At 60.5% G+C, this 26,635-nt stretch carries 26 protein-coding genes and 2 pseudogenes; 13 read left to right on the top strand and 15 right to left on the bottom strand.

Annotated features, from left to right (window positions below; all coding sequences use genetic code 11):
* The first annotated feature begins 44 nt into the window (after positions 1-44).
* The 7 genes from K7H91_RS19470 (at position 45) to K7H91_RS19440 (ending at position 4,595) form a co-directional block, all read left to right on the top strand.
* Entirely contained in the window at positions 45-1,682 is a 1,638-nt protein-coding gene (locus K7H91_RS19470) for a hypothetical protein (RefSeq protein ID WP_230721881.1), read from the top strand.
* Between the two features lie 126 nt (positions 1,683-1,808).
* Entirely contained in the window at positions 1,809-2,366 is a 558-nt protein-coding gene (locus K7H91_RS19465; protein ID WP_230721880.1) for a hypothetical protein, read from the top strand.
* 60 nt (positions 2,367-2,426) lie between these two features.
* A complete protein-coding gene (locus K7H91_RS19460) occupies positions 2,427-2,687 on the top strand; it encodes an antitoxin (RefSeq protein ID WP_230721879.1) in 261 nt (86 codons plus the stop codon).
* Complete coding sequence (locus K7H91_RS19455; RefSeq protein ID WP_230721878.1) at positions 2,684-3,088, top strand: type II toxin-antitoxin system VapC family toxin; 405 nt, start codon at positions 2,684-2,686, stop codon at positions 3,086-3,088. The genes K7H91_RS19460 and K7H91_RS19455 overlap by 4 nt, the downstream gene beginning before the upstream one ends.
* Before the next feature lie 265 nt (positions 3,089-3,353).
* Entirely contained in the window at positions 3,354-3,629 is a 276-nt protein-coding gene (locus K7H91_RS19450) for a type II toxin-antitoxin system RelE/ParE family toxin (RefSeq protein ID WP_230721877.1), read from the top strand.
* 12 nt (positions 3,630-3,641) lie between these two features.
* Entirely contained in the window at positions 3,642-3,941 is a 300-nt protein-coding gene (locus K7H91_RS19445; RefSeq protein WP_230721876.1) for a HigA family addiction module antitoxin, read from the top strand.
* A 12-nt stretch (positions 3,942-3,953) separates the two neighbouring features.
* Positions 3,954-4,595, top strand: coding sequence for a hypothetical protein (locus K7H91_RS19440; RefSeq protein ID WP_230721875.1), 642 nt, complete (start codon positions 3,954-3,956; stop codon positions 4,593-4,595).
* A 123-nt stretch (positions 4,596-4,718) separates the two neighbouring features.
* On the opposite strand, the gene K7H91_RS19435 is transcribed toward K7H91_RS19440, so the two are convergent.
* Positions 4,719-5,351, bottom strand: coding sequence for a LysE family translocator (locus tag K7H91_RS19435; protein WP_330166022.1), 633 nt, complete (start codon positions 5,349-5,351; stop codon positions 4,719-4,721).
* Positions 5,352-5,667: 316 nt separating this feature from the next.
* Here K7H91_RS19435 and K7H91_RS25745 point away from each other — a divergent pair.
* Positions 5,668-7,902, top strand: a pseudogene (locus K7H91_RS25745) (strawberry notch-like NTP hydrolase domain-containing protein); the annotation flags it as partial.
* A 159-nt stretch (positions 7,903-8,061) separates the two neighbouring features.
* Here the strand turns inward: K7H91_RS25745 and K7H91_RS19425 are convergent.
* Positions 8,062-9,066 (bottom strand): tyrosine-type recombinase/integrase, encoded by a 1,005-nt coding sequence (locus tag K7H91_RS19425; protein WP_230721884.1) that lies wholly within the window; start codon positions 9,064-9,066, stop codon positions 8,062-8,064.
* The gene (locus K7H91_RS19420; protein ID WP_230721883.1) at positions 9,063-9,989 is read right to left on the bottom strand and encodes a tyrosine-type recombinase/integrase; all 927 of its coding nucleotides are present in this window, start codon (positions 9,987-9,989) and stop codon (positions 9,063-9,065) included. Before K7H91_RS19420 ends, K7H91_RS19425 begins: the two co-directional genes overlap by 4 nt.
* Positions 9,990-10,163: 174 nt before the next feature.
* Between K7H91_RS19420 and istA the strand changes: the two genes are divergently transcribed.
* Together istA and istB are read left to right on the top strand one after the other, a co-directional pair.
* Positions 10,164-11,681: an IS21 family transposase gene (gene istA / locus K7H91_RS19415; protein WP_419197500.1), complete on the top strand. Its 1,518-nt coding sequence runs from the start codon at positions 10,164-10,166 to the stop codon at positions 11,679-11,681.
* Positions 11,678-12,571 (top strand): IS21-like element helper ATPase IstB, encoded by an 894-nt coding sequence (gene istB / locus K7H91_RS19410; RefSeq protein ID WP_230721872.1) that lies wholly within the window; start codon positions 11,678-11,680, stop codon positions 12,569-12,571. Before istA ends, istB begins: the two co-directional genes overlap by 4 nt.
* A gap of 27 nt (positions 12,572-12,598) precedes the next feature.
* Here the strand turns inward: istB and K7H91_RS19405 are convergent, their stop codons facing one another.
* The 4 genes from K7H91_RS19405 to K7H91_RS19390 form a co-directional block, all read right to left on the bottom strand.
* A complete protein-coding gene (locus K7H91_RS19405; protein WP_230721871.1) occupies positions 12,599-13,063 on the bottom strand; it encodes a hypothetical protein in 465 nt (154 codons plus the stop codon).
* Positions 13,060-14,289: a site-specific integrase gene (locus tag K7H91_RS19400; protein ID WP_007803583.1), complete on the bottom strand. Its 1,230-nt coding sequence runs from the start codon at positions 14,287-14,289 to the stop codon at positions 13,060-13,062. The genes K7H91_RS19405 and K7H91_RS19400 overlap by 4 nt, the downstream gene beginning before the upstream one ends.
* A gap of 10 nt (positions 14,290-14,299) precedes the next feature.
* Positions 14,300-16,750 (bottom strand): strawberry notch-like NTP hydrolase domain-containing protein, encoded by a 2,451-nt coding sequence (locus tag K7H91_RS19395; RefSeq protein ID WP_230721870.1) that lies wholly within the window; start codon positions 16,748-16,750, stop codon positions 14,300-14,302.
* Between the two features lie 161 nt (positions 16,751-16,911).
* Complete coding sequence (locus K7H91_RS19390; RefSeq protein ID WP_230721869.1) at positions 16,912-17,823, bottom strand: LysR family transcriptional regulator; 912 nt, start codon at positions 17,821-17,823, stop codon at positions 16,912-16,914.
* 122 nt (positions 17,824-17,945) lie between these two features.
* On the opposite strand from K7H91_RS19390, the gene K7H91_RS19385 reads away from it, so the two are divergent.
* A complete protein-coding gene (locus K7H91_RS19385; protein WP_230721868.1) occupies positions 17,946-18,809 on the top strand; it encodes an SDR family oxidoreductase in 864 nt (287 codons plus the stop codon).
* Positions 18,810-19,115: 306 nt separating this feature from the next.
* On the opposite strand, the gene K7H91_RS19380 is transcribed toward K7H91_RS19385, so the two are convergent.
* From K7H91_RS19380 to K7H91_RS19345, 8 genes are all read right to left on the bottom strand, one after another.
* Positions 19,116-19,745 (bottom strand): hypothetical protein, encoded by a 630-nt coding sequence (locus tag K7H91_RS19380; RefSeq protein ID WP_230721867.1) that lies wholly within the window; start codon positions 19,743-19,745, stop codon positions 19,116-19,118.
* Positions 19,746-19,850: 105 nt separating this feature from the next.
* On the bottom strand, positions 19,851-20,327 hold the full coding sequence (locus tag K7H91_RS19375; RefSeq protein ID WP_230721866.1) for a DUF6915 family protein: 477 nt from the start codon (positions 20,325-20,327) through the stop codon (positions 19,851-19,853).
* A gap of 3 nt (positions 20,328-20,330) precedes the next feature.
* Positions 20,331-20,714: a DUF6878 family protein gene (locus tag K7H91_RS19370; RefSeq protein WP_230721865.1), complete on the bottom strand. Its 384-nt coding sequence runs from the start codon at positions 20,712-20,714 to the stop codon at positions 20,331-20,333.
* A 71-nt stretch (positions 20,715-20,785) separates the two neighbouring features.
* A complete protein-coding gene (locus tag K7H91_RS19365) occupies positions 20,786-21,082 on the bottom strand; it encodes a hypothetical protein (RefSeq protein WP_230721864.1) in 297 nt (98 codons plus the stop codon).
* Positions 21,083-21,199: 117 nt separating this feature from the next.
* Positions 21,200-21,580, bottom strand: coding sequence for a DUF3768 domain-containing protein (locus K7H91_RS19360; protein WP_230721863.1), 381 nt, complete (start codon positions 21,578-21,580; stop codon positions 21,200-21,202).
* 126 nt (positions 21,581-21,706) lie between these two features.
* Positions 21,707-23,953, bottom strand: coding sequence for a ParB/RepB/Spo0J family partition protein (locus tag K7H91_RS19355; protein ID WP_230721862.1), 2,247 nt, complete (start codon positions 23,951-23,953; stop codon positions 21,707-21,709).
* Between the two features lie 184 nt (positions 23,954-24,137).
* Positions 24,138-24,434, bottom strand: coding sequence for a helix-turn-helix domain-containing protein (locus tag K7H91_RS19350; protein WP_230721861.1), 297 nt, complete (start codon positions 24,432-24,434; stop codon positions 24,138-24,140).
* Positions 24,435-24,875: 441 nt separating this feature from the next.
* Positions 24,876-25,799, bottom strand: coding sequence for an ArdC family protein (locus K7H91_RS19345; protein ID WP_230721860.1), 924 nt, complete (start codon positions 25,797-25,799; stop codon positions 24,876-24,878).
* Between the two features lie 256 nt (positions 25,800-26,055).
* Here K7H91_RS19345 and K7H91_RS19340 point away from each other — a divergent pair, with 256 nt between their 5' ends.
* Both K7H91_RS19340 and K7H91_RS19335 read left to right on the top strand, forming a co-directional pair.
* Entirely contained in the window at positions 26,056-26,352 is a 297-nt protein-coding gene (locus tag K7H91_RS19340; protein WP_230721882.1) for a transposase, read from the top strand.
* A pseudogene (locus K7H91_RS19335) lies at positions 26,240-26,635 on the top strand (ATP-dependent DNA ligase); the annotation flags it as partial. The gene K7H91_RS19340 and the pseudogene K7H91_RS19335, both read left to right, overlap by 113 nt.

Genomic DNA, 26,635 nt, shown 5'->3' with positions numbered 1-26,635 from the left:
CAGCGTTATCCAGCCAAAAGGACACTTGACGCATAACCTAAGCGATGCACCCCGCCGACAAGTATGAAGCCTTCGCTGCGATGATCGAAAAGGGCTTCAAGACCACCGAAATCGCCAATCAGTTCGGCGTGACCGAAAACCTCGTTCAGCGCCGCCTCAAACTGGCCGAGGTCGATCCGGTTCTTCTCACGGCTTTCCGCAACGACGAGCTCTCCCTGGACGCGCTGACGGCGTTCACGATCTGCAAGGATCGGAGCCGTCAGGTCGAGATCTTCGAACAGCTCAAGTCTACCTATCACGGCATCAACGCCTATCAGGTTCGCCACCTGGCTACGGAGGACGAAGTGTCGGCGACCGATAATGTCGCCCAATTTGTCGGCGTCGATGCCTATACGGCCGCCGGTGGAACTGTGCGCAGGGATCTGTTTTCCGAAGCCGACAACGTTGTTCTGGAAGATGTTGTTTTGTTGCATCGTCTGGCGACCGAGGCATTGAACGCCGAGGCCGAGAAGCTGAAAGGCCAGTGGAAGTGGGTCGATGTGCATCTCTCGGTCACCTATGACCAGTATATGCGCTATGGTCGTGAATACCCCCTCCCCGTCGAGCCGGCCCCCCAGGATCAGGCCAAGCTCGATGCCTTGAACGGCGAGATCGAGCAGATGAAGGAGATCGGCGAGGAGGCCTGGACCGACGAGGTGCAGGCGCGCTGGGATCAACTCCATAACGATCTGGAGGCGCTATCCGCAGAAGTGAACCGGTCGGAATACACCGATGAACAGCGCGCCCGGGCAGGCTGCGTTGTTTCCATCGACCACCGCGGAGCGTTGAGGGTTGAGGCCGGCCTGGTGCATCCGAACGACAAGCCACAGCAGGTTCGCTCTGAAGGTTCTGAAGAGATGTCCGCCGAGGAAAAGCGCAAGGAGGCTGGCGTCTCGAATTCTCTTTCGGCAGATCTGCGCGCCATCCGGCATCAGAACCTGCAGCCTCACCTTGCCAGCGACTATCAGACCGCGTTCGACGCGATGCTCTATTCGATGATCGTCCGCCTGCCCATCGCCTATGCCGCCGCGCCGATCGATATCTCGATGCGACAGGCGGAGGTCTTCAAGAGCCGTGAATATCTGGAGGATACAGTCGCGGCTGCCATGCTTGAGGAAATCAAGAGCACGCTCGACCTGTCATGGATCTCGCTCGAAAGTCCGCAGGACTTCATCTCGATGTCGGCTCTGCCGATGGAGAAGAAACAGGCTTTGTTTGCCTGGGCGACGGCGCAGGCCGTTCAGCAGCAATTGGCCAACGACGACCATAGCTCGCCGGTTCTTGAGGAGATTGGACGGCGTTGCAGCACTGATGTTGCTTATTGCTGGCGTCCGGACGCGAAGAATTACTGGTCGCGCGTTCCCAAGAAGCACGCCCTTGCCGTTGCAGCTGATGTGATCGGGCAGAAGTGGGCCGATGAACGTCGCGATTTCAAGAAAGACGCGCTGGCCGCTTCGATGGAATCTGCTTTCCGGGAAGGCGCCGACGAGCGTGTCGGCATCGAGCCGGAAACGGCCAAGCGCACCGCGCGCTGGCTGCCCGAGGGCATGGCCTTCGAAAGTTCCGATGAGCAGCCGCAGGGCGTGGTCGAAAACCCGGAACCCGATGTGCTGCCGGCGTTCCTGAAAGCCGCCGCTGAATAGATCTCATCACCACCAGGTCTCCGGGGGACGGTCGCTCTCAAGTTAGAGGGCGGCCGTCTTTTCCGTGAACGGAAAACAAGAGCGAGAAAGTTGTTTTCTCCGCCGTTCGATACGGAGACAAAACCCATGCGAGCTTACAGACCGAAACGTGAAGACTTCATTCCCGAAGGTGCTGACGTGCGTTCCGATCCGGAATCCGATGCCGTCGCCTATCTGTTCGAAAACCGCGGCAGGCCCTGCGCCAAGTTGTTCGTCGGCAAGCGTGCCCGCCCCGACTGGCATTACTGGTTCAAAAGTCCGGAAGCACGCGAGAAGCGGATCGAAGAGGGCTTCCAGGACCGCCGCAGGACGCTTGCGTGCAAAAATCGCTATCGGCCGTCTAATGCCGGCATCGAGATCGGCCATATCTTCGTGGCGTCCTGGGGCTATGATCAGACAAACGTCGATTTCTGGCAGGTCACAAAGCTCATCGGCAAATCCATGGCCGAGGTCCGGCCGATCGGATCGCTCGACGCGTCGAGTGAAAACGAGGCGCCGTTGACCGAGCATGTCGTTCCACATGCCGATCACTTCATCGGTCCTGCGCGGCGCGTCAGAATTTCCAACAGTGGCTTCAGCCCGGAATCCTTCATTCATGCCCGTCTGTGGGATGGAAAGCCGTGCTACGCTTCGCACTATGCTTGAAATCTCACATCCGGCCGAGTATATGCATCAGTATATACAAAATTTTGACAGGAGGTTATCATGCCCCAGCCCCAAGCGTCCGAAGCACGCGAAGCCAAGTTGTTTCGCAATAACAAGAGTCAGGCGGTCCGTATCCCGGCCGACTTCGAACTTCCGGGCGACCGTGTGCTGATACATCGGGAGGGAAGCCGACTTGTGATCGAACCTGCCCCCAACAAAGATCTTCTGGACATTCTGGCGCGACTGAAGCCGCTCAGCCCTGATGACCAGTTCCCCGACGTCGATGAGACCCTGCTGCCGGCAAGGGAAATCGACCTTTGAGCCGTCTTTACATGCTCGACACGAATATCGTGTCGGATCTCGCGCGTAATCCGGCCGGCGCCATCGTCGGCCATATCGCTGATGTCGGGCAGGATACGATCTGCGTCAGCATCATCACCGCGGCTGAGCTGAGCTATGGCTGTGAACGCAAGGGATCTGCCAAGCTGACGACCCAGGTCGAGGCCATTCTTGGCGGCATGCAAATACTCGCATTGGATGCGCCAGCACATGCCCGGTACGGCCGCATCAGAGCAGGCCTCGAAGCTGCCGGTACGCCGATCGGTCCAAATGATCTGCTGATTGCAGCCCATGCCTTGGCTGTCGATGCTGTGCTGGTAACGGCCAATACGCGCGAATTCCTGCGGGTGCCCGGTCTCCAGGTTGAAAACTGGCTAGCATGAGCCCAGTCCCGGAAAATGCCAGATCGTTGCTGCTAGGCCCTTGAGGAGGCCTCGCGACCTTTCCTCGGCATACAGCCAGGGTGTGGCCCACTCGGTCGACCACTTCATCGGCCCTGCCCGGCGCGTCAGGATCGCCACAGTGGCTTCAGCCCGGAATCCTTCATTCATGCCCGTCTGTGGGATGGACAGCCGTACTACGCTTCGCGCTGTGCGTAGGTGTAATCTATCGATTGTCATATGTAATCATATTGTTTACGGTTCTGTGATGATAAAAGGCTTTGTCAACAAGCAACCCAAGGCGCTGTGGGAGACGGGAAAGTCGAAAATCGACGCCCGTCTTCACAAGCGAATCCTGCTGCGCCTCGATGCTTTGGACGCGGCTTCAAGGCCGGAGGATCTAAACATTCCCGGCTTCAATTTTCATAGCCTCACCGGTTTTAGCCCAACCCGCTATACGGTGCATGTCAATGGCCCCTGGTGCGTGACATTCGAGTTCGAGAATGGTGACGCCTATGTGGTCGATTTTGAACAGTATCACTGAGAGGTGACGATTATGGCCCGCAATCCTGACCGCTGCCCGTCGCATCCGGGCGAATTGCTGCGTGAAACCATTATCCCGGCCACGGGCCGATCCATCAGCGAGATCGCCCGTCTTCTTGGCATATCGCGTCAGCAACTCCATGCCATTCTGGCAGAGCGCAAGCCGGTCAGCCCTGAAGTTGCTGTTCGGCTTGGCAAACTGTTCGGTAATGGCGCTGGCCTGTGGCTGCGCATGCAGAGTGCCTATGACACCTGGCATGCCGAACGTTCCGTCGACGTGTCCAGCATTCCGACGCTCGATACGGCAGCATAAAACATCGCAGCCATGAGCGCCGCCTCGATGTTCGAGGCCGGCGCTTTCGCCGTGTATCTGAACAAGGAGCACGGCATGTTCGAACTGCACCGCGAAACCCTTTATGACAAGACAATCCGGATCGTCCCCGATCCCGATCCGATGAACCCGCGTGTCGAGTGCGACACGTTGGGCACGATGATCTGCTGGCATCCCCGCTATAACCTTGGAGACAAGCACAGCTATCGCAACGATCAGGAGCTGTTCGTCGCTCTGGCCGATTATGAGGATGAAGCGCTTTTCGATCTGGAAGCGATCGAAAAGCGCGCTCTGCGAAACGCTATCATCCTGCCGCTCTACCTTTATGACCATAGCGGCGTGACGATGAACACCACTGGATTTTCCTGCCCGTGGGACAGCGGCCAGATCGGATACGTTTTCGTCACGCTCGAAGACGCCAGGAATGAATTCAGCGCAAAACGGCTGTCTTCCAAAATGCGGGAGCGCGCGCTCGACATTTTGCGGGCGAAAGTGGACGTCTACGACGCCTATCTTCGCGGAGACTTTTGCGGCTTTGAGATCATGGGCGATGACGATGATATCATCGATTCATACTGGGGGTTTTCAACAATGGACGACTGCCTGACGGAAGCGCGTAGCGTTCTCGCCGCATAGGCATGGGACCATATTGACAACGTTTCTATAGTTGCCCTGAAATGGGCGCTGACCGTATCGCCGCCCATTTCTTTATGGTGAGACCGCAAAGCGTGCTCGCCGCCTGAGCGGAAGAAAGCGGACCTAAGAAAACAGCATCCAGATCGCCACTGCCGCCAAGATCGCCCCGAATATCAGATTGAGTTTTCGGGCGCTGACCGGCGATCTGAAGAAACCCGCGACGGTGTCGCCCAGCAATGTCCAGATCACGAAGGCAAATAGGTTGTTCAAGGTGAACACGGACGCGATCAGCAAGACAGAGGCCAACCTGCCCGAGTTCGATAGCCCCAGGAACTGGGTGAACATGAGGGTAATGATTATATAGGCTTTCGGGTTGAGGAGGAGCAAAAGCACGCCATCGATGAATGTTGCGGGCTTCGCATCCTTTGCCCCGTTCAGCGTCCCTGCTTTCAGCATTTTCCCCGCGATCCAAAGGATATACAACGAGCCAACGATCTTCAGGAAGGTAAAGAGCTGAGGAAACCTTTCGGCCGCGGCGAGGAAGCCGTAGCCGATCGCGACAGTGACGATCCAGGTCGCGACGTGATACCCTGCATTGGCCGGTATTGTCGACCGGAAGCCGAACCGCGCGCCATTCACTGCGAAAAACATGTTTCCTGGGCCCGGGCTGTAGGCCAGAGGAAACAAGAACAAAATTAGCGCGAGTGTTGTCTGAAACAATTTGCTGATCCAATGAAAGTTGGAACATTGGACCACGCGCTGAAACCTCCAAGCCACCCGGTTCTTGCGCGGATACACCAAATCCGACTTCGCCAGGCTTGGACACGAAGCGGACAACGTGCCGCTGCAACGCCACATCTACGATGAACGGATTACACCTGCCGGTCGCAATCCCGCGAGCCGCACCTCCAGCCCACATCGACAAGTCAAAAGCCGTCCGAAAAACCGGGCGGCTTTTTCTATGTTGCGGTTCGGCTTCGAAGCCAAAAGCAAGAGGGGGACCGGGAAGGTTTGAACCTTCCCAGGACAGAGAAAGGGGAGGTCTCAACCGTCAACCAAGCCGGAGATCCCCATGACCATCGTCGAAGCCGTTACGACCGGAACCCCCGTCACCGATGATCCCGCTGCCATTTTGAACGCAGCCAGGGTCTTGTTGCCAATCCTCGAAAGCGGGACCAGCATCTCGTCATCTGCGTTGCGAGACGCCATGGAGCGAGCCTCAGGCGGTTCCGATACAGACGGAACCTGGCTGTGGAAGCACGCCTACGAAGCTGCCGAATGCGCCCAGGTTCTGTTCCTGCAAAAGTACGGCGCCACCATGCGCAAGCAGGCGAAGACGCCGCAGCAACTGGTGACGATGATCGAGACCATCGCCAGCCTGTCGCCGAGCCAGACGAAGCGCTCCGACGAATCTCAGGCCCTTCAGCAATTTTCCACTCCCCTGCCCCTGGCGTTCGCCGCCGCGCATGCGGCGGCGATCACCACCGACGACCTTGTTCTCGAACCATCGGCCGGCACGGGACTTCTGGCAACTTTCGCCGCCATGGCCGGCGCAGACCTGCATCTCAACGAGATTTCGCAAACGCGCGCAGCTTTGCTCGGTGAGCTGTTCGCGGGATCAGACGTTACCCGCCATGATGCCGAAACAATCCATGACCGGCTCAACCCGTCAGTCGATCCGTCGGCCATTCTCATGAACCCGCCATTTTCAGCCGCCCCGGGCGTCACTCGCCGTTACAGGGCCGCGACCGCGCATCATTTGCGCTCTGCCCTCGCCCGACTTCGCCCTGGCGGCCGCCTTGTGTTGATTTCCGGCGCTTCCTTTACGGCGCAGTCGCATTCGTGGCGCTCGTTTTTCGACGACCTGCAGCAAGCGGCTTCAGTTGTCTTCACCGCTTCGATTTCGGGCAAAGCCTATGCCCGACATGGCACGACCGTCGAAACGCGCCTGACCGTGTTCGACAAGGTGCCGCAGTCGGTCGAGGCGCGGGCGTTTGCGCGCTGCGAAACCGCGGGCGAGCTGCTGGACCTTGTGGTTGAGCACTGCCCTGCCCGGCTGGCAACGACGACTTCCTCGACAACGCCGCACCCGGCTCCGGCCGCCCCGGCATTGGCACAGATCCGCGCCAAGGCACGCGCGACCGTTAAAACATCCACAGCGCATCCCCTGGACAACGCCGAGATCTGCGACGTCGCCTATCAGGCCCGCGACGACATGAACGCCGGCGGTCAGGGCTCGGATGAAATCTATGAGCCCTACGAGGTTCAGACGATCGCGATTGATCACGCCAAGCCGCATCCCGGCGAACTGGTCCAGTCGGCCGCCATGGCGTCCGTACAGGCCCCACTTCCTTCTTATCGGCCCCGCCTTCCAGCGCAGCTGATAGCCGATGGCGTCTTGTCAGCCCCTCAGCTCGAAACCGTGATCTATGCCGGCGAGGCCCACGAGACGTTTCTGAAAGGCACTTACGATGTGGTCGACGACTTTGCGTCGATCCAGCCCACAAAGGCTGAAGCCAGCGCGTTTTCGGTCGAAGCGCTGCTGGAGGACGCCTCGAAGACCGTCCTGAAAAATGCCCGGTTCCGGCGTGGCTTTTTCCTTGGCGATGGGACCGGTTGCGGTAAGGGCCGACAGGTTGCGGCCGTCGTCCTCGACAACTGGCTGAAGGGCCGTCGCAAGGCCCTTTGGATTTCCCGCAGCGACAAGCTCATTGAGGACGCCCGGCGCGACTGGCAGGCGCTCGGCGGCGTGGCCGCCGATATCATTCCGATTTCCAGCTTTCCGCAGGGCCGGTCGATCCCTGATCAGCCGGGCATTCTGTTCGTGACCTATGCCACGCTTCGCAGCCAGGCCAGGCAGGACAAGAAAAGCCGTCTTGCTCAGATCCTCGACTGGATCGGCCATGACTTCGATGGTGTGATCGCATTCGATGAGGCCCATGCAATGGCTAATGCCATTAGCGCCAAGGGCGAGCGCGGCGAGCGAAAGCCATCGGAGCAGGGTCGCGTCGGGCTTCTCCTGCAGAATGCCGTACCCAGCGCGCGCGTGCTCTATGTGTCGGCGACCGGAGCCACAACGGTCAGCAATTTGGCCTATGCCTCACGACTCGGCCTTTGGCAGACCGGCGACTTTCCCTTCAGCACGCGGGCCGAATTCATCGCCTCCATGGAAGACGGCGGGATCGCCGCCATGGAGGTGATTTCACGTGACCTGAAGGCGCTTGGCCTCTATACGGCTCGCCTGCTTTCGTTCAAGGATGTCGAATATGAGATGCTCGTCCATGAGCTGACCGAGGCACAGACCGAGATCTATGACGCCTATGCCAACGCGTATCAGGTCTTATGCGCAGCTGCGCATAAGATCTGTAATCGCGAGGACGCGATAATGCGAAGGAACGCGGCACCATCGCTATTTTTCGGGGATATCGGGGCTGCGTCCTTCACATTATTTCTCCTTCGGTTGGGGTCAGAGGGTATCGAGCCAGGCGAGCAGGTCCGCGTCACGTTTCCATCGCGCGGGTCGATTTCCTTCTGCCGGAACGCCGACCTGTTCGAGCGCCTTTCGCTTGGTTTCGAGATTGGCCTGAGCGTAGTGGTTGGTCGTGTCGAGGCTGACATGCCCCAGCCAGCTGCGGATGACGGTGATGTCGACGCCCGCCGCGACGAGGTGGACGGCCGTCGCGTGCCGGAAGCTGTGCGGCGTCACATGTTTCAAACGCAGCGAGGGCGTCGTTTTCGCCGCGGCCGCGACGTAGGCCGCCAGCTTGAACCGCACGCCCGAAGCTCCCAGTGGCTCGCCGTAGCGATTGACGAAGATGCGCTCATCCGGCGCGCGTGGCTGCCGCTCCAGCAGCTTCTTCATCAAAGCCACGGTTTCCGGCCAGAGCGGGCAGATGCGTTCCTTTCGCCCCTTGCCGTAAAGACGCACATAATACGGTGCTTCAAAACGGATCGCGCCGGGACACAGATCGAGCGCCTCCTGGATGCGCGCACCGCTATTATAGAGCAGCGACAGCAGCACATGGTCTCGCATCCCTTCAATGGTCGACCGGTCGGGCTGCGCGAGAATGGCCTCGACCTCCCCTGGCTCAAGGTAGCAGGGCGCGGCGGTAGGTTTTCGCTTGAGCGGGATCGTGAGGACCTCGGCGCATTGGGCGATATATTCAGGGTCCTTGTCCGCCACGAAGCTGAAGAAGCTGCGGATCGCGGCAAGCCGACAATTGCGCGTGCCGATCGTGCCCTTGCGACCATGCTCGGCATGGGTAAGGAACGCGCGCACCTCGCTGGCGGAGACGTCGGCCAGCGTGATCCGTGCGACACCGCCGCCGTTTCGCTCCGCGACGAACCGGAGCAACATCCGCCAGGTGTCCCGATAGGACTTGATGGTATGGATCGAGGCGCTACGCTGTTCCGCCAGCCATTCCTGGAAGAAGGCCCGCAACAGTTCGGGGAAGGAATTTGTGGCTTTCATGACAGCGCCTCCCCGTTGAGACAGGGGGCGCCGACGGCGCGGAACCGCTCGCTGGCTTCCTGCAGAAGATCCTGCGTGACGGTGATGTAGACCAGCGTCGAGTTGATGTCCCGGTGACCCAGATAGGTCGAGAGGAAGTGCAGGCGGTCCTGCGGGTTGATGCCGATCCGGTACCATTGAAGGATCCGGTTCACGACCATCGAATGCCGCAGGTCATGCACACGTGGCCCCGTCCGTCCGGAGGGTGGCTTGAATCCGGCGCGGCGCATGACGTTGGTGATCATCGTGGTGACCGTCTCCGGAGTATGGTGGCCCTTGAAGTGGCCCTGCCAAAACAACCCCGATTGCTTGTCTTGTGGAGCACCTGCGCGCCGCCTCGCATCGAGATAGGCACGTAGTTCGGTCATGACGCTGTCCGACTGAGGCAGGATCCTGGTCTTGTAGAACTTCGTTTCCCGGACCGTGATCGTGCCGGATTGAAGGTCGACGTCGCCCAGATCGAGCCGCGCAATCTCACTACGTCGAAGCCCGGCGCAATAGGCAAGCAGGATCATGGTGTAGAGGGTCCACGGCCGCAGCGGGGCATGCGGCGACGGATAGGAACGGGCAACTTCGAGCATGTGCCGGATGTCAGCCGGGCTGAAGATATGCGGTTGCCGGTGCTCCCGAGCCACCTCTCGTTCCGGTCGCGGGTTGAAGCGTTTCGGCGGAATGTTCGGATCGAGCCGGTGCCGCGCCTTGGTCAGGATGCGCCCCAGCTTCTGGCATTCCGCCGCGTGATTGCGGGTGGACTTGGCCGCTGCCCAATGGGACAGCATCGTCTCGAGCGGCTCGTCCGCCAGTTCCGGATGAGCCTGCAGGAACCGGTCAAACCGCAGCAACCAGTGAGCCTGCGTCTCATACTGGTATCCCCGGTGCGGCACGACAATCAAGCTGAGATTCCGCGACAAACAGGATGAGACGTTGCGTCGTGCGTGTGTCGTAGGGAGGGCGTAGCCCGACCGGAGGCACACGCACGACGCTTCGCTCGTTTTTGGGGTCTGTGATCGCGGTCGGCCCGGTAGGCTTGTGGTTTTCAGGAATGGAGAACCATCTTTGTGCCGGGGCGCCATGTAACCGATCAACAGACGAGACTTTTCATGAAGCTGAGACAGGACCACCCCATCGAAGTCGCCGCGGCCAGGGCCGGGATGAGCCGGGCGAGCGGATACCGCATTTCGAAAGATCCCCAACTGCCATCGCAGAGGGCGCAGCCGCGAGGCCGGCGGCGCCCGGACCCGCTTGAGCACATTTTCGACGCTGAAGTCGTCCCGCTTCTGGAATCAGCCCCGGGTCTTCGGCCGGTCGCAATTTTTGAGGAGATGCTGCGCCGCCACCCTGACCTGTCGCCGGGTATCCGCCGGACGCTGGAGCGGCGGATCCGGGCCTGGCGGGCGGTGCATGGCGAGGAACAGGAGGTGATCTTTAGACAGGTTCACGAGCCCGGCCGGCTCGCACTGTCGGATTTTACCGACATGGGGGCGCTCGACGTGACCATTGCCGGTCAGCCCCTGGATCACCTGCTCTACCACTTCCGCCTGCCGTGGTCGGGCTTCGAGCATGCCCATGTCATCCTCGGCGGAGAGAGCTTTGTCGCCCTGGCCGAAGGGTTGCAGAATGCGCTCTGGTCGGTGGGCGGCGCGCCGTCTTCCCATCGCAGCGACAGTCTGTCGGCGGCTTTTCGCAACCTCGATGCCGACGCGCGGGCGGATCTCACGACGCGCTATGATGCCCTGTGCGCCCATTACCGGATGACGCCGACCCGCAACAACAAGGGGGTGGCGCATGAGAACGGCTCGATCGAAAGCGCCCACGGCCATCTCAAGAGCGCGATCCGGGATGCGCTGTTGATGCGCGGCAGTGCCGACTTCGACGATCTCGATGGCTACCGCGCCTTCATCGATGAGATCGTGGGGCGCCGCAATGCTGCCCGCGGCAAGCGTATCGCAGCCGAACGGTCCTATCTGCAGGGGCTGCCCGCGCGCCGCACCACGGACTTCGAGGAGGTGATCGTCACCGTTTCCAGCACCGGCGGCTTCACCTTGCGCAAGGTCTTCTACACCGTGCCCTCCCGCCTGATCGGGCACAGGCTGCGCGTGCGCCTGTTCGACAATCGCCTTGAGGTCTTCACCGGCGGCACCCTCCTGCTGACCCTGCCCAGAGGGCGGGCCAGGGCCAACGGCAAGCATGACCAGGTCGTAAACTATCACCATGTCATCCATTCGCTGCGCAGAAAGCCCATGGCGCTATCGAGGCTGGTCTATCGCGACAAGCTCTTTCCGCGCCAGGAATACCGGCGGGCCTTCGAAGCGCTCATCGACCGGCTGCCCGAACGGCAGGCCTGCAAGATCACAGTCGAACTGCTTGCCCTGGCGCATGATCGCGGCTGTGAGGCGGAACTGGCCAGCGAGTTGAGCCGGGTTCTCGGAGACGGTGGACTTCCGGACCTTGTCGCCTTGCGAGGGAAGTTCACACCGCACGCAGGCAGTCTGCCGGTCGTCACCGTGCAATCCGTGTCTCTGGACAGCTATGAAGCGCTTGTCAAAACGGCGGATGCAGCAGGAGTACCGGCATGACGAACGCCCATACCGTCGATGAGGCCCGCCTCTCCATCATGCTGAACGACCTGCGGCTGCCGACCATCAAAATGCTCTGGCCGCAATTTGCCGAACAGGCTGACCGGGAGGGCTGGCCGGCCGCCCGCTTCCTGGCCGCTATTGCTGAGCACGAACTGGCCGAACGCGCCCACCGCAGGATCGCCCGACACCTTGCCGAAGCGCACCTGCCGCCCGGAAAGACAATGGACAGCTTCGACTTCGAAGCCGTTCCAATGATCTCGAAAGCACAGGTCATGGCCATGGCGGCGGGAGATAGCTGGCTGGCCAAGGGCGCCAATGTCCTGATGTTCGGACCGCCCGGCGGCGGCAAGTCCCATCTCGCGGCCGCCATTGGCCTGACACTGATCGAGAACGGCTGGCGGGTGCTCTTCACGAGAACCACAGATCTCGTCCAGAAGCTTCAGGTGGCCCGCAGGGAACTGCAGCTCGAGGCCGCCATTGCAAAACTGGACAAGTTCGACCTGATCATCCTCGACGATCTCGCCTATGTCACCAAGGACCAGGCCGAAACCAGCGTCCTCTTCGAGCTGATCTCGGCGCGATACGAAAGGCGGTCCATCATGATCACCGCCAATCAGCCCTTCGGCGAATGGAACAAGGTTTTTCCCGACCCCGCAATGACGCTCGCCGCCGTCGACAGGCTGGTCCACCATGCGACTATCTTCGAGATGAACGTGGAAAGCTACAGACGGCGCTCCGCAATGGAGGCAAAACGCAAGAGAGGCAGGCCTGCCTCATACGCGACAATCAGCAATACCTCCATGATTGACGCGGAACGACAAACAACAGGCGAAGAAAATCTTGCCAGCGACAATCAGGATGATAACCTCACCAATGCCGCGACATAGAATCTCATCCTGATTGTCGCCAGCGTCTCATCCAGATTGTCGCGCTATACCCCGGTTTCGCATCAGCGCGACATGGTCACGCATGAAGTCGCCCAGAACGCTGCCGTAGGGCGCAGGCTGGCACAACGCGGCAAGTGCCTCGTCGGGATTGGGGGAGGCAAGAGCCCGCCAGATCGGCTTGTTCTGCTTGATATTGTGCTGCCTGCGAAGCTCGGCGACGGGATTGCCGGGGATCAACTCGTTCTGGACCAGATAGTCGAGGAAGCGGTCAACGATGCAGACCTGGTTCAACAGCGTCGACAATTTCCACCGCGTTGCCATGTCCCCCAGCCAGTCCTCGAGCATCTGGCGATCCACTGCTGAGTGCCGGCGCGCAACATCCTCGAAGCTGCGAAGGATCCACCGGTAAGTGTAACTGCTTCTCTGTCCGAACCGGGAGATGCGGAGAAAGTCCTCGACGGCAAGCAAATCGGGATCGTGCCAGGCGCTCATGACAGCACCTCCGATCCGGGCACGTCGAGCGCTACAGCCCGCAAATCTTCGGTGGCAAGTTTGAGATAGGCGTTGGTGGACTCGGTTGATCGGTGCCCGAGCACGTCGCCGATGATTTTTTGCGGAACCGACGCCCGCAGCAGTTCAACCGCACGCGCGTGGCGGAAGACATGTGGGCCACGCTTTCCCACCGGCACAACGCCTGCGGCCGCCAGGCGCCCGTCGACCATGCCATAGAGGTTCTTCATCCTGGTATAGGGTGCGAGGGAGCGGATGAAGACCTCCCGGCTTTCGACCTGCGGGCGCCCGAGGCGCAGATAGTCGAGCACCGCATCGCCGACCGGCGTCAGCAGCGGCATGTAGGAACAGGCATTGGTCTTGGTGTGACGGATGCGCAGCGAGTCCGCGTGCCAGTCGATGTCTTCGAGCCGGAGACTGCAGATCTCGCCTTCTCGCAGTCCGTAGATGGCGAGCATCAGCAAAATAGCATGGTCGCGCAGCCCCCTCGGCGATCTGTCCCTGGCGGTGGCCTTCAGAACCATGTCGATCTGGCTGCGGTCCAGGATCGAAGGAACATCCTCATAGGCATAGAGCATCGGGCCGATGACCTGCGGGCTCAAATCGGTCGGAACCCGCCCCGACAGGTGGAGATAGCGCAGCAGGGACCGAAGCCACGCAGCAGATGCCGCGAGCGATATCCGTCGCAGTCCGACCGCGCGCATGTCCATGTAGCGATCGATGTCCCGTACGGCCAAGCTTCGGAGACCGTCGGCACCACTGCGGCCGAAATACCAGTCCAGAAAGCGCCGCGCCTCCCGGAGCCGCGCGTCGATAGTTTCATCCGCCAGCCCGCGCTCGTCGCGCATCCAAGTTTCGTAATCATGGCAAATGGCGTGCCGGAGCATCTTAACGGGTTCGATTTCAGCCTCTGGCGGCCATGTGCCTTGGGCCAGCCGGAGCAACCTGCCGATCGCCGTATTTGGTAGCCTGTGCCAGCGCGAGCTGGGCGGCCGACCGTAGCGATCATGAAAGCAATGGACTGCGTGGAGAAAATACTGATCGACCTGCGCTGGCGTCACCATCGCCACCGGCATGTCGCGCTCGGCCAGGTAGTCCAGGAACCGACGGGCGTAGAGCCGATGGTTCGTCACGACCACCGGATTGTAGTTCTGCTCCGTGAGCGATTTCGCGAGCTCGGCGATCAGCTCGTCGTGCAACTTCAACATGAGTGTCTCCTCAGACGGTTGGAAAGCCGCCGAGGTTTGCAATCAAAATAATGCGCAGCAAAGGCCGCGCCGATATCCAGAAGCCAAGGAAAACACAAATGAATCCTGGACACCTTCGCATTATCGCGTCCTCGCGATTACAGATCTTATGCGCAGCTGCGCATAAGATCTGATACGCATCAGCGTAGCTGTCATAGATCGCGACCTGGGCGGGCGTCAGCTCATGCACCAGCATCTCGTATTCGACCCCGGCATAGGAGAGGGACCGCGCGAGATAAAGCCCAAGCGCCTTCAGGTCGCGCGAGATCATCTCCATGGCGGCAATACCCCCGGCCTCCATCGCGGCGACGAACTCCGCGCGCGTCGCGAAGGGGAAATCCCCCGTGCCCCAGAGACCGAGACGGGAGGCATAGGCGAGATTGCCGACGACCGTGGCGCCGGTGGCCGAAACGTAGAGGACGCGCGCATCCGGAACCGCGTTTTGCAGCGCAAGGCCCGCAAGGCCTTGCTGGGAGGCGCGTCTGTCGCCGCGATCAGACTTTTCGCCAGCAGCATTCGCCATGGCGTGGCTTTCGTCGAAGGCGATGACTCCGTCAAACCCTTCGCCGAGCCAAGTCGTGACCTGGTCGAGGCGGGAGGCTTTGCCCTCGCGTGTCGCAGAGCGCAGCGTGGCATAGGTGACGAAAAGGATGCCCTCGGGCAGACGGATATCGCTGCCCTGGCGGAATTTTGAGAGCGGCACGATATCGCTTTCGCGCCCCCCGAGCGCCATCCAGTCGCGTCGCGCATCCTCGATGAGCTTGTCGCTCTTTGAAACCCAGACCGCCCGTCGGCGCCCTTTGAGCCAGTTGTCGAGAATGATACCCGCGACCTGCCGCCCCTTGCCGCAGCCCGTGCCGTCGCCCAGAAACCATCCCTTGCGCAGACGGAAGGCGCCCTCGTCGCCTTCAGACGCTGCCATCAGCCGACCTTCGATCTCGCCGCGCTTGAACCAGCCCTTCAGGTGCGTCTCGTGGGCATTGCCCGCATAGATGACGCTTTCAAGCTGCGGCGCGGAGAGGAGACCGTCCGCGACGAGGGTCTTCGGCGGCATTGGGCTGTAGCTCGGTACCGGCGGCGGCACCGAGGCCATGGCGGCGGATTGGACAAGCGCTGTCGGATGTTCCGCCGCGCCGTCGATCCGGATCGCCTGAAGGTCATAGGCCTCGTAGACCGTGTCCTGCAGCGTGCCGTCGGGTTCGCTCCAGGCTTTTGGCAGGTAGTCGAGCGGGGCCGATGCGATATCGTCAAAGGGATGTTTGGCCCGTTCCTCCGCAAGGGCACGGGTTTCCTTTCGGGCGGCGTTGCGCAGGGCATGCAGGTTGGTACGGGTAGGGCGAGGTGGCACCGAAAGAGCAGAATTGGTGGGGCAGGGCGGGGGGCTGCGGCGTTCCGGGCAATGGGTCAGAACTGACGCGAGGAGATCGGCCGTGGTCGCGCTGGTCGGATGATAGGCGGCCTCGAGGTCGACATGTGCGGTGTCGCTTTCGTCGGCCACACGCTTGTCGATTACCGTCAGCCGCGTGTCGATCGTCGTACCATGCCGCGCGAAGACCTTGCCGTCGATGGCAGCGGAAAACACCACTTCTGAGCTCTGGCCGATCCGCTGAAAGGCCGACTGGAAGGATTTTGTGGAGGGGCGGAAGCTTTCACCAGTGATGACGACCAGTCGCCCGCCCGGCGCGAGGCGTGCCAGGGCGGAAAGCACATGCTGACTGGTCGCCTGCCTAAACCGGCCCTCGACATGGTTGGCAGCAGAAAACGGCGGGTTCATCACAATGACCGAGGGCGTGATTGACCGATCCAAACGGTCATCGATCGAGGCGGCATCGTGTTCCGAGACTGCAGCGTCGGAGAAAAGCTGCTCCAGCAACGCGCGGCGGGTCTCGGCAAGCTCATTCAACGCCAGGCGAGCGGCTGCGATCTTTGCGAAAATCGCGAGCATGCCGGTGCCAGCGGATGGCTCGAGCACCAGATCTTCGGCACAAAACCCCGCCGCCTGGGCCACGATAGCCGCAAGGGGCAGAGGGGTTGAGAATTGTTGCAAGCGCACGCTGTCTTCCGAGCGACGTGTGTGTGACGGGGCCAGAGCTGCGAGACGCTCGATCATGGTGAAAAAAGTTTGCGGAGAGGTTGCCTGCCGCTGCATCAGCGCGCCGTAGCGCGCGAGCATCAGGATCTGGGCCACCTCGGCGGCCTCATAGGCGTCCTTCCAGACCCAGGCACCACTCGTGTCGCTTGCGCCGAAAGCATCCTCCATCGCGGCGCGCAGGGCGGCGGCGTCGATGGTTTTGCCGGACTCGAACAAGGGGACGAGGGTTTTCGCAGCCAGCATCAGGTTTTGGGCGAAACGCGAAGGATCCGGCAGGGCAGTGAGCTCGGCCTCAGTTGCTAGGGGGACGGAATGGGGGTGAGCGTTCATTGGCAATCTCCGGGGTTGAGGGTTGGCCCCGAACCCCGTGCGCACTCTCTCACCCGGGAGGGGTCACCCCTCCCGCCCTGCCTCTCCCTCTTTTCGGTCAGGTCCTAACATCGCTCACAGAGAACGTGATCACAGCCGAATTTCACTGGTAATTTGCAGCCTTATTCATCCCCAGAGACCTTACTCCGGCAGGTCTCAATGAATGCCCGTAACGCGTTGGATGTAAACCGGTTGGGGTAGTAGAGCCTTGGCCCCTCCAGAGGCCGCCAGTGGTCTTTCAGGATCGGCACAAGTGTTTGCGCACGAAAATCGTCCTCGAGCCAATTGCGGAACATCGCGATGATCCCCATTCCCGCCCGCGCATAACTCAACCCGGAGTTCAGGGCATTCACGCTGAGGACCAAACGTGTGACAGGCTCGACCGTGATGGCCCGACCTCCGCCTTGCAATGTCCATGGGAGAAGAGGCCCACCCGGCAGGCGATATCGGATCGCATCATGGGTGGTCAGTTGGGCAGGAGTCTCTGGGCAACCATGTGCCTCCACATAGGCGGGCGAGGCGGCAAGCGCGATCTGCTGGCGGCGCGGTCCAATGGGGATGGAGATCATATCCTTTTCAAGCGATGCGCCGTAGCGAATTCCCGCATCGCAATCAGACGCAACAATATCGACCAAGCCGTTGTCGACGACAAGCTCGACCTCCACAGCCGGGTGTCGATGCTGAAACGCGGCCATAATAGGCGGCAGGATATCGGGCATGACCGCGCCCGGCACATTGATCTTCAACCGGCCGCTCACACGACCCGTCGAATCCGCAGTTTCAGCACAAGCCGCGCGCACCTCGGCCATCAGGGGCGCGATCCGTTCCGCCAGCGCTCGCCCTTGGTCCGTCGCTCTCATGCTGCGCGTCGTGCGCAACAGGAGCGGGACCCCGAGTTGTGTCTCGATCCGCGCCACCGTGGTGCTGACGTTCGACGGCGCAACACCGAGGCGCCGCGCAGCCGCGCGAAAGCCACCCTCCTCAAGGACCGTCAGAAACACGATCAGATCGTCTTGGGATATATTGTTCTTCATGGAGAACAGGTTATTCGCTTTTTGTCAGATTATCAAAGCCAGAAAGAACAGTGAATAGTTCTGGTGCAACCAGCGCCGGCCGACATGAGGGACCGGCGGACAGGAATGGAAAGGACAAAGCCATGTTGATCGTGACCGGGGCGACGGGCCAGCTTGGCCGCAAAATTGTTGAAAACCTGCTGCATCACGTCGCCGCCGAGCGCATCGGGGTCAGTGTCCGCGACACCGCAAAAGCCGAGGCATTCGCCGCGCTTGGTGTGCGCGTACGCCAAGGCGACTATAACGATCCAGAGAGTTTGCGCCACGCTTGGGACGGGGCCGAACGTTTGCTTCTCGTGTCTTCGAACGCTGCGGCGACTGGCGGTAATCCTCTGGCGCAACACGCGACGGCCATCGACGTGGCCCGCGACATTGGTGTGGAGCGCATATTTTACACCAGTCAGGTGTCCAGTTCGCCGGACTCGTATTTCCCTCCGGGTCGCGATCATGCGGCAACGGAAGCGATGCTCGCGACATCGGGGATGTCATGGACGGCCTTGCGCCACGGTTTTTACGCGGCGAGTGCCGTGATGATGAATGCCAAGGGCTTGAACGCCGGGCAATTGGCTGCCCCGCAAGATGGGAAAGTCGCTTGGACGACCCATGACGATCTCGCTGCGGTGGATGCGTCTCTGTTGGTGGGGCAGGAGGTGATTGACGGCCCGACGCCGCCGTTGACCGGGGCTGAAGCGCTCGACCTTGCCGAGCTGGCGGAACGCGCGGGCCAGATAAGGGGCAGGCCTGTCGAACGCGTTTTGATCAGCGAAGATGTCCTGCAAGCAAATGCGCGGGCCGCCGGTGTCCCGGAAGGCTCAATCGCCGTCATGTTGGGCTACTACCGCGCGGCGCGGGCGGGTGAATTCTCAACGGTCGATCCCACACTGTCACGTATCCTCGGGCGGGCACCGCAGACGATGAGCGCCGTATTACAAGCCAGTCTCAGGTAGGGATCCTCTGTTGCTGTTCGTGAGGCCTGTAGCCGGACATCGAACATAACCGAGTTCTAAAACCTGTTGATACCTCAGAGTGTCGAGCGTTTAGGGGTTCCAATTCACCGATTGTGAAACCGCCAGAAAAGAAAAAGGCGGCATCCGGGAGGAGGTGGATGCCGCCGATTATTCTGGACCGGCTCAGGGAGGAGGAGAGAACCGATCACAAGATCAAGATAGGGGCAATGCTGCAGCTGCACAATGGGCAGCGCATGTCTTTCTGCATTGCAGCAATGCGCGCACGGTGTGTGACGGCGATTTATTCTATGGATATGCGGTCAATGCATGTGTCGCGGGTGGCGCATGGGGATCGGACCGAGGAACGGCATTTTGTGCCTCCGGCAAGCAAAGCGTTTCATAGTCACCGACAAATCCCCAGCAGGCATCAATCTCCTCGCTGTCCTGCTCGATGACATAGCCATAAACCCGTCCGCCGAGGTAGGCATCAAAGGTGGCGATCTCGCTGCGCAGGATGTCTTCAGTCTTTTCGCGCAGTGCCTGAGTGACGCGTTTCACACCGAATTCTTTTCGTACATCTTCGAGCGTGACGTAGACAAAGCCGACCTGACCGGAATCCCAAGGGCAGTAGAACCCGGTGGTATTCATCGCGAGGCCGGAATGGTCATAGAGAAAGACGGGTAAGAGGATTGCATGGCGCTTGGCGCGGTCCCGCAGGCTCTCCATCGAATGATCGCTTTGAACGGAGACACCGGCGAGTTCGTACAAGAATGCTGCAGGAATGTCGAAGCGATGGCTATCTCCCAAGCGATAGCGACGGTGCCAGCAGATCAGCCTGCCGAGATTGGACCACGCCCGCGGGCTTTCAGCGTCAGGATCGTGATAGATCTTGATCACGTGACCTTGATAGAGCTCTTCGTAGACTGGATCTTGCATGTGGATGTCCTTTCGTTGAACGAAATCGACCCGCCCAGCCGGTTAAGGCTCAGGCGGGTCGATCTGGGAGTGGTCATGTGGTTGGTGAGTTTGCGGTTCGTCGGATCAGGCGGTGGCGCAGTTCTGACGATGCTGGACGTGCTCGACCGAGACTTTCAGCAGCCAGTCTTCAAACCCGAGCAGGGTCTGGTGATTGACGACAGCATGGATCCAGTCCACACGCGGATCGCTGCCTATCTGGGGCGGTTCGCTGTCGATCCGGCCATTGGCCATCCACGGCTCCGGCTGAATGCGGCAGAGCCAATCCGCAAGCGACGGGATGCGCCCCTGGCAATCCTCGCGCACATGCTGCTCACAAATCCAGCGGATCGGGACGACACGCCCTGCGCTGTTGGTCAGGCTGTGCCCGAACTCGCGCTCGGCTTCGAAGATCCCAAGCGTATGGTGGCGATGTGCACGATGAGTGAAAATTGCCAGGTGCTCTTTGGATGAATCAAACCAGTCATGCACATGTTGGTAGTCTTCTGGGGCACCGCCAAAGCGACGTGCCGAGCTTTCAGCGTGATGAAGGGGATGTGCCATGTGTTAAAGCCCCTCATGTTCGGTGGTGTTGGTCTCGATATATCGGTTCGAGTGGCTGACATCGATCTTGTCGGTCTCGATTGACCAGGTCAGTTCGCCATAGCCGCCCTCGTTGTTCTCGAAGCCAGGGCTGAGCAAATAGGCAAAGTCCCAAGCGAAGTCCTCGACGCGGCGGCGCATTTCTTCCGTCAAGGTGATTGTGTCCGGCGTCACGACGACGTCCTCGATATTGCCGGAATCGCCGTAGCCTTCGTATTGCACCTCGATGTTTGTCACACCGAGGGCGCACAGTTCGACAAGAAGGGCCGCGCGGGTCTCGACCCGCTGTTCGGCAGCACGTCTCCGGGATTCGAGCATCTGCGCGTAGAAATCATGCGCTTGTGTCATGTCTTTGGTCCTTTGGAATTGAGGGAAGGGCGACCCTTGCGCGAGGCCGCCCCAGAGGTTTCCGTTGGGGTTCAAGCTGCCGCGTCGCCCCGTTTCTCATTCGTTCGATCAACGAGGTTGAAATAGAGGTTCTCGGTCGCGCGCTTGAACCCCGGGGGCTTGCGCGGGGCGAGGCAGCGCACGGAGGCGCTGCAGCCGCTCCCGTGCTCCATCGCGAAATGCGTCACCTGATCGATCAAGTCGTCCATGCCCGCGGCTTGAATGCGCTTTTCGGGATAGTTCCCCATCATCTGGAACTGGGTGACGACGAAGGCGCCGTCCCGATGCGCAGGATAAAGGGTGATCTGGTAATCGAGTGTTTTGGCCATTGTTGGTCTCCTGAGGCAGGCGAGACGCGATGATCGCAGTCCTTTGAAACCCGCCAGCACGAAAGGACCGCCCTTTTTGCAAGGGCAGTCCGGGGTGATTTTGGGGAAGAGGGGGCGTCAATATTCCGAAGGGAGCAGCAGGGTCAGAACCCGGCGCGTCTGCAGGGGATCGGAGGGCTCGGGCGAGCCGTACGTGTAGTCGGTGTCGTAGAGGTCCACCTTAAACCAGACCGTCGTGCCATCGAATTCGATGACCCCCATTTCATGCCATCCCTGCGGGTCGCTGTCGGCATTGAACCCGTCAAACGCGGCAACACGGCGGGTGAGCTCCAGTTGGGCGTCGGGCCCAAGCGCCGCGACGCCGCGTGTCATTACGAACTGGCCAAGCGGGGCACCAGCGCCAGAGGTATCGCCCAGGATGGAACAGCGAAAGGCGTCATTCTGCGCGGCGATGCGTGCGGCTTCCTGAACAGGATCGAGATCGAGGGTGGTGGTCATGGGATGTCTCCGGGACGGGCCAGCCGATCCGATATCGGCTGTAGGTAACCCGCCAGCCGGAAAGGGCCGCCCTCGATGTGAGGACGGCCCTAGGCTCATGTCGTGTTCAGCTGGGAGTCTGCTTCGTCAGGCGGCATCCTCACTGAGGAAGGCGGGCAAGGACGACGGTTCATCATTCTCAGCATCGGTCAGAGGATCTGCGGCAGGCACGTCCCCTTCCTCGGCCTTGGGCGCATCGCCAATCATTTTGGCGTCGGCCTCCGTCGCACCGGCAAACACCATCCCGTCGGGCAACCACCGTGTCGTCCTGGAATCCGTTGCAGCGTCGAACCCTTCCGTCTCGCCGGCGGTTTCCGCGAAAGCGCGCTCCATCGCGGCTGCGATATCGCCTTTGCGCTCGCGATTGCGATCCTCGGCGTAGTCGTCACCGATCAGCTTGCGTGCCGTGGCCACTGCATGGCCCTTGTTGACGCGACCCCAGTAGTTTTGCGCGGTCGGGCGCCAGCACGCCGCCACATCGACATCGAGCCGCGCGCCGATCTCCTCGATGATCGGGGAGGGGCGATTGTCGGAGGAAAGCTGCGGCTTGACCGCCAGTCCCGTCGCCCAGGCGAAGAGCGCCTGCTTGTCGGCAATGGGCAGCGCGGACATCGCCCGGAAGTCCTCGGGTTTCTCCAGCTTCATCCAGTCGGTGGCGAGATCCTGTTCCAGCGCCTCGAGCATCTTCTGGGCGACGGTATCTGCATGCAGCACCTCGCGGTTCTGGGCCTGGAAGAGCCGGATCGAGATGTCGAGCGCTTCGTTGTTGTAGGACCGTCCCAGTGCCTGTTCGCAGAGCGCGTAGAGCATCACATCGAACGCCACCTCGAAGTCCGCCGCCAGATGCGCCCGCAGGATGTGCTGACGCGTGGCACGCAGATCGTCCGCCAGGCTCGCCGAAATCCCATCCGCCTTGCGCAAAGTCGCAGCCGGGTCGGAGGTCGGCACCGGCGTCGAGGAGGTTGGCGGCGTCACGTGCGGGCGGGCAGGGGAGGGGGCATCACCCGCGTCAGCACTATCCTGGCCCGGCTCGACCGCAGCAGGAATATCCTCGGGCCGCACGAGGCCTTTCTCGACGCGCAACACCCCGTCATGACCGATGGTCAGAACGACACCGGCGATAGCGCGGTCTTCGTCTGCGTAAGGTTGCCGTTCGCGCTGAAGGGCCTCGATCTCGCGAAGGCGCGGCTCGATGGTGTGGTATTCTTCGGTTTCAGCATCGGTCCAGTCCTCGCCGTCATTCTGCGCCGCCAGTTCTTCTTCGCGCGCGATGAGACGCTCTTCCTCAGCCAGCAAATCCGGATCCGGTTCGATATCCTGCGGATAGACCCGACCGAAACTGCGAAACGCGCCATAATCCACCGAGAGATGCACCTCGACCCATTTCCACGTACCCTCGAAGGGTTTGGCTGCGGCTTGAAGCTTCTCGATGGCAAGGCGTTCCAGGAGGTCGGGGTTTTCCATATGAGCGCTGGCACGGTCGTCGAAGAGATCGCGCAAGAGAACGCCGCCCGCGGCCTCGTAAGCCTCGACGCCGACAAAGCGCCCGAGGGCTGAGTTCGCCGAATGCGCCGTCTCGGTCAGCTGGCGTTTGATGCTTTGCGGATGAATGTGATAGCCGCCCTTCACCGCGTTCCAGACCGCCAACTGGCGATCATGATCATCCGTCAGCGTGAAAGCCATCACGCATTCGAGGGTCAGATCGCCCGCACGGAATTGTTCGATGATCTCGGGCGCGACACGGGCGAGTTTGAGACGACGTCGCACCAGGTCGATCGAGACGCCGAACTTCAGCGCGATCTCGTCCTCGCTGCGCCCCTCGGCGATCATCGCCTCAAAAGCTTCGAACTGGTCGGCGGGGTGCATGGCACGCACGACGTTTTCCGTGGTCGAGCTGATGATAGCCTGCTCCTCGGTCTCGACCTTGCAGGGTACGGCCGTGTCGGCCGGCAGTGCGCCTTCTTCGATGAGCGCCTGCAGCTGCTTCAGCCGGCGACCGCCGCCATGGACCAGGAACTGGTTCTTGCCTGCGGGATAGACGAGCAGGTTTTGCTTGATGCCGCCGTCGGCTTTGATCGAGGCTTTCAGCTCCGCATCGGCGGCCTGTCCAGCCTGCGTCTTACGGACATTCAGCGGGCTGAGAGCAAGCTGTTTGACGGGGATGAGTTTGATGGCGCTAGAGGTCATTTTTGTTCTCCGGTATCGGCCGGGAGGAAAGTCTTTCTCTCCTTTTGGAAGCCCGGCAACCGGGCTTCGCTGAACTCTTGCTCTATCCATGAGTGGAACCGATACAGATGGCAAAATCAACGTTTCGGTTGTTTTTTGTTCTTTCATATGTTGCATTAAAAACGTTGCGGCAATTTCGCAGCCAAGCCCCCCACTTTGGCGAAACCGCTGTACGTGGCAGGTGCCGCAACAAAAAACGGGCTTCGCGCAGCGGCGAAGCCCGTTTGATTCACGGAAAACTCTGGACAGGTCATACTCGCCTTGGACGGTCGATCCGGACAAGACGAGCGGGTCAATGCCTCTGCAAAGCCCGTTCGACGGCGGCGGGTTCACGATCAATCACAGTCAGAAGCACCCGCGACGAGGGGTCAACCTCCGACCGCCCCTGTTCCCAATCGCGCAGCCGTCCGACCGAAATGCCGAAACGGGCGGCAAAGACCTTCTGCGAAAGGTTCTGACGCTGGCGGATCGCCTTAACATCAACCTTTTCAGGAATATGGATACCGTAGTCCGCCGCATCTGCTTCACCAGAGGCATACGCAAGCGCCTGCCGCGCGCCTTCCAACATTCTCGAACCTGCTTTGCTCATTTCTTCGTGCTCCTTCGTTTTGCCTGCTTGCGAAATTCATCAGGCAGCGCCGATAAAATCGCCCTCATTTCGTTCCGGTCCGCTTTGCTCAAATTCGCCTGAGACGACTTGCTGTAGATGTCGAGCAAAAAAAACGGGAATATCAGCGTCAGCATAAAATGTGATAATCCGATATCCGCCGCGCTTTCCCATCCCTGGCCGCGCAAACCTGAGTTTTCTAGCCCCGCCCGTTCCCGGTATTATGTCGCCAGCGTCGGGGTTCTGGGCGAAATGATCGATGATCGCGGACTATTCCTCGCGGGAAACATTTTCGTCCTTGGCCGATGCCAGATAAGCGGGCGTTTCGATAACTGTATGCATGCGCTTTATATACGGGCTATCCGTACCTTTTGCAACAAGACAGTACGGGTGAACCGTACTGTCTTCTCACGCGTCAAGCGATCAAGCCGCTATGCTTCCGATGGAGGTTTCGCCTTCGTCCTCATCCTGTGCCCGCTGCGCATGCATCCAATCGACCGCCTTCTGCGCCTCGCTGGCGGCCCGGAAAATGAATTTCTTGTCGTCCTTCAGTGATCGGAGCCAGCTCTCGACATATGCCGCAGACTGTTCGAGATCAGGGACCAGCCCGAGTGAAACGCAAAGCATGGCGGAACCGATCTCGGCACAAAGCTCCTCAAAGGCCAACTCTGATTTGCGGGTAAATCTCTGATCGCGATCAAGCCGGCGTTTATGGCTCGTCGCGTGAATCATTTCATGAGCGAGGCTGGCATAGTATCCGTTGGCTGAGTGAAACGTTGCGATTGGTGGCATGTGCACATAGTCATCGAGAAGATGATAGAACGCCTGAGGTTCATCAGTCGTTCGTATCTCGATACCGGTCGCGGCGAAGAACCGATCCAGCTCCACATTGGGTTCAGTGCCGAGATCGCGCGGTTCGTCCGGGTCAGCGCCGTAAAAGTAATCCGGCAGACCGTCGATCTGATCGGCATTAAATACGCGATAGCCACGCGCATATGGCCGGACGACAGTTTCGCCTCTATCGGGGTCATCGACTTCGAACGTGCCGTATTTGACAACGGGAGCGGACTTCTCACCTCGGCGAACCTGGGCGTCCATGGCCTTTGCCTGTTTGTAGGTCAGCCAATAGCTCGATCGGTATCCATTTTCGGCAGCGATGCACCACAGGATGACAACATTGATGCCTTTATAGAACTCCCCGTTTGAGCGGCGCGGGAAGCCCGCAAAGCCGGCGCCACCCGTCCACGGCTTCTGCCAGGGCGGAGTGCCTGCCTCGATTGCCTGGATAATCCTATCAGTAACGAGCTGATAGATGTCGGGCGCGGTGTTTTCTCTGGTCACGGTCATGCTCCTTTTTTCGAACAGGCCGGAACAGCTTTCTCTTCCTTTTGAGCCCGCTCGCCGGGCTCCCGTCGTCCTCTATCTCTTTCGGCCCGAGAGCCGCCCTATCTGACCTCCAGTCTGCCCGAAGCTGCGATTTTGGCCAACTGGGCTTTTACGGTCGACGGTTTCCGTCATCGAACGGCTGGCAAACACGTTGGAGGCTGTATCGAAGTCAGATTGTGAGTTGCGGCGGCTTTGCACCATCCTCGGGATCGGCCCCGTGACAGCGGGCGCCGTTGCGGCGTGCGCTCCCGATCTCGACACTTCTGACAGTGGACGGAACTTTGCGGCCTGGCTCGGCCTTGTGACACGGCAGAGGTTCACGGGTGGCAAGGCCAGGCTGGGAGCGGTCAGGTGGTGCCACGATGCGCGCGCGGCGCGGCGAGAAGCGCGAGAACTGGCTGTTGATCAAGGAGCGCGACGACAAGGCGGACGAGGACCCCGACCGGCTGACGGAGGACTTCGAGGACAGCGTGACCACGGGCCGCTCCTTCAGCGAGATCGCGGCCGGCCATGATGTGTGGAAACGCCGCACGCAAAAGCCCGCCGGAAAGCAACAGCCTGCGAAGAAAAAACCGCGCGCAAAGGCGAAATTCCCCGACTTCCGCAAGCCCCAGCTCGCCACGCTTTACGATGAAGCGCCCGACGGCGAGGACTGGATCCACGAAACCAAGTTCGACGGCTACCGCTGCATCGCCGCCATCAGCAATGGCCAAGCGCGGTTCTACACCCCCTCCGGCAAGGACTGGACGGAGAAATACGGCGACCTGGCCGAGGCCTTCGTGCCGCTTGAGGGCGAA

The organism is Martelella mediterranea, from assembly GCF_021021415.1.
GTDB lineage: Bacteria > Pseudomonadota > Alphaproteobacteria > Rhizobiales > Rhizobiaceae > Martelella > Martelella mediterranea_C.
This window is presented reverse-complemented; position numbering and strand designations above follow the sequence as displayed.